Below are 6,298 nucleotides of genomic sequence, written 5' to 3' on the forward strand. Positions count from 1 at the left end.
GGGGGGCGCCGGCCCGGGCCAGGCGCGCCGCCCGTGACGCCCTTCCGCGCCGGCCTCCTGGCCCTCGTTCTCACCCTGGTCCTCGATCAGGCCAGCAAGCTCGGCCTCTATTTCGGCACCGACCTCGTGCTGACGCAGCCCTGGCGGCTGGCGCCCTTCGCCGACTTCGTCGTGGTCTGGAACCGGGGCGTCTCCTACGGGCTGTTCCAGCAGGAGGGCGGGATCGGCCGCTGGCTCCTCGTGGCCCTGTCGCTCGCCGCCGCGATCGGCCTCGGGATCTGGATGCGGCGGGCCTCGTCGCGCCTTCTCGGCGTCGCCCTCGGATTGATCGTCGGGGGGGCGCTCGGCAACGCCATCGACCGGGCCGCCTACGGCGCCGTCTTCGACTTCGTCCACCTGCATGCCGGCGGCTGGTCCTGGTACGTGTTCAACGTCGCCGACGCGGCGATCGTGGCCGGCGTGATCGGCCTGATCCTCGACAGCCTGTCCCCGGACGGCCGCAGGGGCCGGGCGTCCCCGCCGCAGGGCGACCCGGCGCCGCGCCTGTGATCCCTGCAACACACAGGTCCTCCCGCGTCCCCCTCCTGGCGCGACGCAGTCAAGGCGCCATACGATCGCCGGAAACCGGTCTCAGGCCGGGACCTGTCGGATCGGGCCGCGCCGCGGCCTTCCCAGAGCCGGACGCTCCGTCCGGAACCCGTGAGGCAGCATGACCGGGCATCGCAGGCTTCGTCCCCTCCTCTCCGCCGCGGTGGCCCTGGCTCCGCTCTGCGTCGTCGGTGCCGCGCACGCGCAGGAGCGCGGCGAGTTCATGCGCGACGCCCTGTCGGGCATCGGCCTCCTGGAGAAGCGCCAGGATCCGATCGACTATCACGAGCGGCCGCCGCTGGTGATGCCGCCCAAGATCGACGGCAAGGCCCTGCCGCAGCCGCGGGCGCGCTCCACCAGCACCGCCTGGCCGAAGGATCCCGAGATCGTGGAGCGCGAGCGCGCCGCCGTGGAGCGGCGCAATCCCAAGGGCTCCCAGGCCCAGGGCCGCTACGACGACAACAACGCGACGCTCTCCGTGGAGGAGATGCGCGGCGGCCGCCGTGCCGGCGCGGGCCTGACGACCACCGCCGAGCGCAAGCCCGGCGACAACAACCGCGACGACAGCCTGCTCAGCCCCTTCGAGCTGCTCAAGGGCAAGAGCGCCAACGCCGAGCCCTCCGACATCGAGCCGAGCCGCGACACGCTCACGGACCCGCCGACCGGGTACCGGCAGTCGCCCAAGCAGCTGGCCCGGCCGCCGTCGAGCGACCCGATCAACAACGCCAGCCGCGAGCGCGAGGAGTCGGATCCCCGCGCGTATCTCCGTCAGCGCGCGCAGCAGTGACGGGGGCGCCGTGTCGCCGTTGCAACGGCGCCGCGGCGTGGCAACATGAGATGATCGTCCCGGTGCGGTTCTTGCGCCCCGGTGACCAGGACGGCCCCGATCCGCGCGCGCATCCCGACGCGGGACGCTTCGATCCGGGGCCGGCAGAAGGAAAGCGGAATGCACCTGTTCAGGAAGGCGACGCCCACCCTCTTCCCGCTGCGTCCGGGCTCGCCCTACGGCGGCAGCGCCGGCCGGGGCGAGGCCGCGCCGTTCGGGCGTTCCGAGGCGGGCGGACCGGAAGTGACGGCCTTCACCCTCGACAACGGCCTCGACGTGGTGGTCGTCCCCGACCACCGGGCCCCCGTCGCCACTCACATGATCTGGTACCGCAACGGTTCAGCCGATGATCCGCTCGGCCAGTCGGGCATCGCCCACTTCCTCGAGCACCTGATGTTCAAGGGCACCGAGAAGCACCCGGTCGGGGCCTTCTCCAAGGCGGTGTCGGGCCTGGGCGGCCAGGAGAACGCCTTCACCAGCTACGACTACACCGCCTATTTCCAGCGGGTCGCCCGGGATCACCTCGGCACGATGATGGCATTCGAGGCGGACCGCATGAGCGGCCTCGTCCTCGACGACGCCGTCGTCGCCCCCGAGCGCGACGTCGTGCTGGAGGAGCGGCGCATGCGGGTCGAGACCGACCCCTCCGCCCAGCTCTCCGAGGCGATGGCGGCCGGCCTGTTCGTGCACCATCCCTACGGCATCCCGATCATCGGCTGGATGCACGAGATCGAGGGCCTGAACCGCGAGCACGCGCTGGCCTACTACAAGCGCTTCTACACCCCCGAGAACGCCATCCTGGTGGTGGCCGGCGACGTCACGCCCGACGAGGTCCGGCGCCTCGCCGAGACCACCTACGGCCGCGTGACGCCCCAGGGCGCCCGGCCCGAGCGCCTGCGGGCGCGGGAGCCGGAGCCGAAGGCCCTGCGCCGCGTCGCCGTCGCCGATCCGAAGGTCGAGCAGCCGACCCTGCAGCGCCTCTACCTGACCCCCTCCTGCATCACCGCCCGGGACGGCGGCTGCCACGACCTCGAGCTGCTGGCCGAGGTGCTGGGCGGCGGCTCGACCTCCTACCTCTACCGCAAGCTGGTCATGGAGACCGGCCTCGCGGTCAATGCCGGCGCCTGGTACATGGGCTCGGCGATCGACGACACCCGCTTCTCCGTCTACGCGGTGCCCGCCGAGGGCGTGCCGCTGGAGAAGCTGGAGGAGGCCGTCGACAGGGTGCTGCGCCGCGCCCCCGCGGAGGCCCTGGACGCCGAGGCGATCGAGCGCGCCAAGACCCGCCTCGTGGCCGAGACCGTCTACTCCTCCGACAGCCAGTCGTCGCTCGCCCGCATCTACGGCTCGGCGCTGGCGATCGGCGAGACCATCGAGGAGGTCCGCCGCTGGCCGACCGACATCGAGGGGGTGACGCAGGCGCGTCTCAAGGGCGCCGCCGAGCGCTGGCTGACGCCGGCCCGCTCGGTCACCGGTTACCTGACCAAGGCGCAGGATCCCGACGCCCCGGTCGCGATGGCCGCCGAGTAACCCCGGGTGCGTCCCGCCGGACCCGTGACGGGTCCGGGCGGGGCGTTCTGCCGAACGGGAGCCCTGGCCCGCTCCGCCGTCGCCCGAGATAGAGACACGAGGTTCCCATGAGCTTGGCCGAGACTCTGGTCGAGACCACCGCCCAAACCGTCAGCTCGCCCACCACGGCGCTGCCGGTGACGACCGCCGCCGGCATCGAGGCGTGGCACGTCGAGTCGCCGGTGGTGCCGATGATCGCCCTGGCCTTCACCTTCGAGGGCGGCGCCGCCCAGGACCCGGCCGGCAAGGCCGGCTGCGCGCAGATGCTGGCGCGGCTCCTCGACGAGGGCGCCGGCGACCTGACCTCCGACCTGTTCCAGGAGCGGCTCGCCGCCCGGGCAATCGAGCTGTCGTTCCACGCGGGGGCCGACGCGGTCGGCGGCTCGCTGAAGATGCTGGTCAAGCACGCCGACGAGGGTATCGCGCTCCTCGCCCTGGCGCTGGCCAAGCCCCGCCTCGACCCCGACGCGATCGAGCGCGTCCGCGCCCAGATCATCGCCGGCCTGCGCTACCAGCAGAACGATCCGGGCGTGCTGGCCTCCCGCCGCTTCTTCAAGGAGGCGTTCGCCGGCCATCCCTACGCCCGCCCGTCCTCCGGCACCGTGGAGAGCGTGACGGCGATCACTCGGGACGACCTGCTGGCGATGCACGCCCGCATCATCGGCCGCGGCCGGGTGAAGGTGGCGGCGGTCGGCGCCATCGGCGCCGAGCAGCTCGCCGAGGGCCTGAACCGCGCCTTCGGAACCCTGCCGGAGGCCGGGGCGCTGAAGGCGGTGCCGCGCACCGAGGTGCACGATCTCGGCAAGCGCGTCGTCGTCGACCTCGACGTGCCCCAGTCGGTGATCCGGTTCGGCATGGCCGGCGTGCCGTGGCGCGACCCGGACTTCATCCCGGCCTACGTGCTGAACCACATCCTCGGCGGCGGCGCCTTCACGTCCCGCCTGTTCCAGGAGGTGCGCGAGAAGCGCGGCCTCGCCTACTCGGTCGGGACCTCGCTCGTCAGCCACCGCTCGGCCGCGATGACCTGGGGCTACACCGCCACCAAGAACGAGCGCGTCGGCGAGGCCCTGTCGGTGATCGGCGACGAGATCGGCCGGCTGATCACGGACGGCCCGGACGACGAGGAGCTGCAGAAGGCCAAGGATTACCTGACCGGCTCCTACGCCCTCGGCTTCGACACCTCGACCAAGATCGCCCACCAGCTGGTGCAGATCGCCTTCGAGGAGCTGGGCATGGACTACATCGCCCGCCGCAACGCCATGGTCTCGGCCGTCACCCAGGCGGATATCCGCCGGGCCGCCGCCCGCACCTTCGCGGACGGCAAGATGCTGGTGGTCGCCGCCGGCCGGCCCGTGGGGCTCTGAGGGCGCCCGCGCCCTGTCGCCTGAGATGCGGGTGATCGAACTTGTGCCGGACGACGTGGCCGATCTGATCGAGGCGCGCGGAGATCTTGCGACGGGGGCCGAGGTCGAGGCCGTCCTGTCGAAGTAGCGGCTCTGACACCGTTTTCCGGCGCGGCCGTCTTTGCGAGCGAAGCGAAGCAATCCAGTCGGTGCGACGCTTCCGGTGGGCGCGCTGATCCGGGGTCACTTCGCTGCGCTCGTGATGACGCCGCGGGCGGGCCTCAACCGATAGCCGTGCTCAGGGTCTCCAGCTCGGACCGGTGTTGCAGTCCGAGCCAGAACTCCGCGCTCGTTCCGAGATGGCGGCCGAGGCGCAGGGCCGTACCGGTGGATATCCCGATCTGCCCGGCGGCGACCCGCTCGAGAGGGTGCCCGGAACGTGGCGCGCGGGCGCGATCCGCGATCGATGCGGCAGACGATCCCGAGAGAATCGGAAGATCGTCCCGCAGGGCCGCGCCGGGATGCAGCGGCGGCAGAAGGGCGTCGGCTCCGTCCATCGGGACCCTGCCCTCGCAACGCCACCCCCGATCTCCACCTTAGCCAGATCGGCCGCAGCCCCCAGGACCGACATGCAGCTCACCGGCATCCACCATCTCACCGCGGTGACCGCCCGCGCGGCGGAGAACGTCGCCTTCTACACGGGCACGCTCGGCCTGCGGCTCGTGAAGAAGACGGTGAACCAGGACGACGTCTCGGCCTACCACCTGTTCTACGCCGACGGGCTGGCGAGCCCCGGCACCGACATCACCTTCTTCGACTGGCCGGCGCCCCGGGAGCGGCGGGGCTCCGGCAGCATCACCCGCACGCACCTGCGCGTCCCGGGCGAGGGCGCGGTCGCGTGGTGGCACGCGCGCCTGCGCGAGGCCGGGATCGTCGAGGCCGAGCCCGACGCGCGCGACGGGCGCCTCACCCTCGATTTCGAGGATCCGGAGGGCCAGCGCCTCGCCCTGGTGGACGATGGCGGGACCGGGCCGGAGCATCCCTGGGACGGCTCGCCCGTGCCGGCCGCCTACCAGATCCGCGGCCTCGGCCCGATCCGGCTGTCGGTGCCGGACCCGGCCCGCACCGCCGCCGTGCTGACCGAGGTGCTCGGCCTGCGCCGGGACCGCGCCTTCGAGACGGGCGACGGCCCGGTGGAGGTCTACGCGATGGGACCCGGCGGCCCGGCCGCCGAGCTCCAGCTCCTGGCCGACCGGTCCGCGCCGGCCCGCCAGGGCGCGGGCGCGGTCCATCACGTCGCCTTCCGCATCCCGGACGGGGATTACGAGGCCTGGGCCGACAGGCTCCGGGCGGCGCGGGTGCCGAGCAGCGGGCCGGTGGACCGCTACTACTTCCGCAGCCTCTATTTCCGCGAGCCCAACGGCATCCTGTTCGAGATCGCCACCGACGGGCCGGGTTTCACCGCGGACGAGCCCCTGGAGACCCTGGGCGAGCGCCTGGCCCTGCCGCCGTTCCTGGAGCCGCGCCGGGCCGAGATCGAGGCCGGGCTCGCGCCGCTCCGGCCCGCCGCCCTCGTCTGAGGGCGGCGCGGGGCCGGCTCTGCGGCAACCCTCCCATGTCCGGAACGGCGCTGCGGAGCGTCCGCGAAGACGCTAAATCTTCGAACGATTCCAGGCCGTTCACTTCTTTCGCCAGTGTGATCCCGGCACGCCTTGACGGACGTGCTGCAACTGCGAAAGAAGCGGCGCGCGTGTGTTTGCAACCGGATCCGGGCGGGTTCCCTGCCGAGGATCCACCCCCGCCCGAGCGGGGCGGCGGGGATCCCCCGCACCACGGGCCCCGAATCGTCGGGGCCGTGTGCCGAGCGTCAGAGGATTCGAGGACTGATCCGTCGATGAGCAAGTTCTACGAGGAGCGCGTTCTGTCGGTCCACCACTGGACCGACAACCTGTTCTCGTTCCGCACGACGCGG

6 protein-coding genes and 1 pseudogene are annotated in these 6,298 nt (G+C 72.5%); 6 read left to right on the forward strand and 1 reads right to left on the reverse strand.

Annotated elements, in window-relative coordinates; all coding sequences use genetic code 11:
* Nucleotides 1-33 precede the first annotated feature (33 nt).
* The 4 genes from lspA to BLW78_RS06430 all read left to right on the forward strand — a co-directional run bounded on the left by lspA (nt 34) and on the right by BLW78_RS06430 (nt 4,347).
* A complete protein-coding gene (lspA, locus tag BLW78_RS06415) occupies nt 34-549 on the forward strand; it encodes a signal peptidase II (protein ID WP_091677673.1) in 516 nt (171 codons plus the stop codon).
* A 160-nt stretch (nt 550-709) separates the two neighbouring features.
* Entirely contained in the window at nt 710-1,375 is a 666-nt protein-coding gene (locus BLW78_RS06420) for a hypothetical protein (RefSeq protein WP_020093175.1), read from the forward strand.
* Between the two features lie 159 nt (nt 1,376-1,534).
* On the forward strand, nt 1,535-2,944 hold the full coding sequence (locus BLW78_RS06425; protein ID WP_091677676.1) for a M16 family metallopeptidase: 1,410 nt from the start codon (nt 1,535-1,537) through the stop codon (nt 2,942-2,944).
* A 107-nt stretch (nt 2,945-3,051) separates the two neighbouring features.
* A complete protein-coding gene (locus tag BLW78_RS06430; protein ID WP_091677679.1) occupies nt 3,052-4,347 on the forward strand; it encodes a M16 family metallopeptidase in 1,296 nt (431 codons plus the stop codon).
* Nucleotides 4,348-4,607: 260 nt separating this feature from the next.
* On the opposite strand, the gene BLW78_RS06435 is transcribed toward BLW78_RS06430, so the two are convergent.
* Nucleotides 4,608-4,883, reverse strand: a complete 276-nt coding sequence (locus tag BLW78_RS06435; protein ID WP_091677682.1) for a helix-turn-helix transcriptional regulator — start codon at nt 4,881-4,883, stop codon at nt 4,608-4,610.
* 72 nt (nt 4,884-4,955) lie between these two features.
* Between BLW78_RS06435 and BLW78_RS06440 the strand changes: the two genes are divergently transcribed.
* The gene (locus BLW78_RS06440; protein WP_091677685.1) at nt 4,956-5,906 is read left to right on the forward strand and encodes a ring-cleaving dioxygenase; all 951 of its coding nucleotides are present in this window, start codon (nt 4,956-4,958) and stop codon (nt 5,904-5,906) included.
* 314 nt (nt 5,907-6,220) lie between these two features.
* Nucleotides 6,221-6,298: pseudogene (locus BLW78_RS31295) on the forward strand (ferredoxin--NADP reductase); the annotation flags it as partial.

The sequence above is a fragment of the Methylobacterium sp. 275MFSha3.1 genome (assembly GCF_900108435.1).
GTDB lineage: Bacteria > Pseudomonadota > Alphaproteobacteria > Rhizobiales > Beijerinckiaceae > Methylobacterium.

Excerpts from the sequence above, each read along its gene's own strand:
- BLW78_RS06420 (WP_020093175.1), top strand. The coding sequence starts at position 710 with ATGACCGGGCATCGCAGGCTTCGTCCCCTCCTCTCCGCCGCGGTGGCC.
- BLW78_RS06425 (WP_091677676.1), top strand. The coding sequence starts at position 1,535 with ATGCACCTGTTCAGGAAGGCGACGCCCACCCTCTTCCCGCTGCGTCCG.
- BLW78_RS06430 (WP_091677679.1), top strand. The coding sequence starts at position 3,052 with ATGAGCTTGGCCGAGACTCTGGTCGAGACCACCGCCCAAACCGTCAGC.
- BLW78_RS06435 (WP_091677682.1), bottom strand. The coding sequence starts at position 4,883 with ATGGACGGAGCCGACGCCCTTCTGCCGCCGCTGCATCCCGGCGCGGCC.
- BLW78_RS06440 (WP_091677685.1), top strand. The coding sequence starts at position 4,956 with ATGCAGCTCACCGGCATCCACCATCTCACCGCGGTGACCGCCCGCGCG.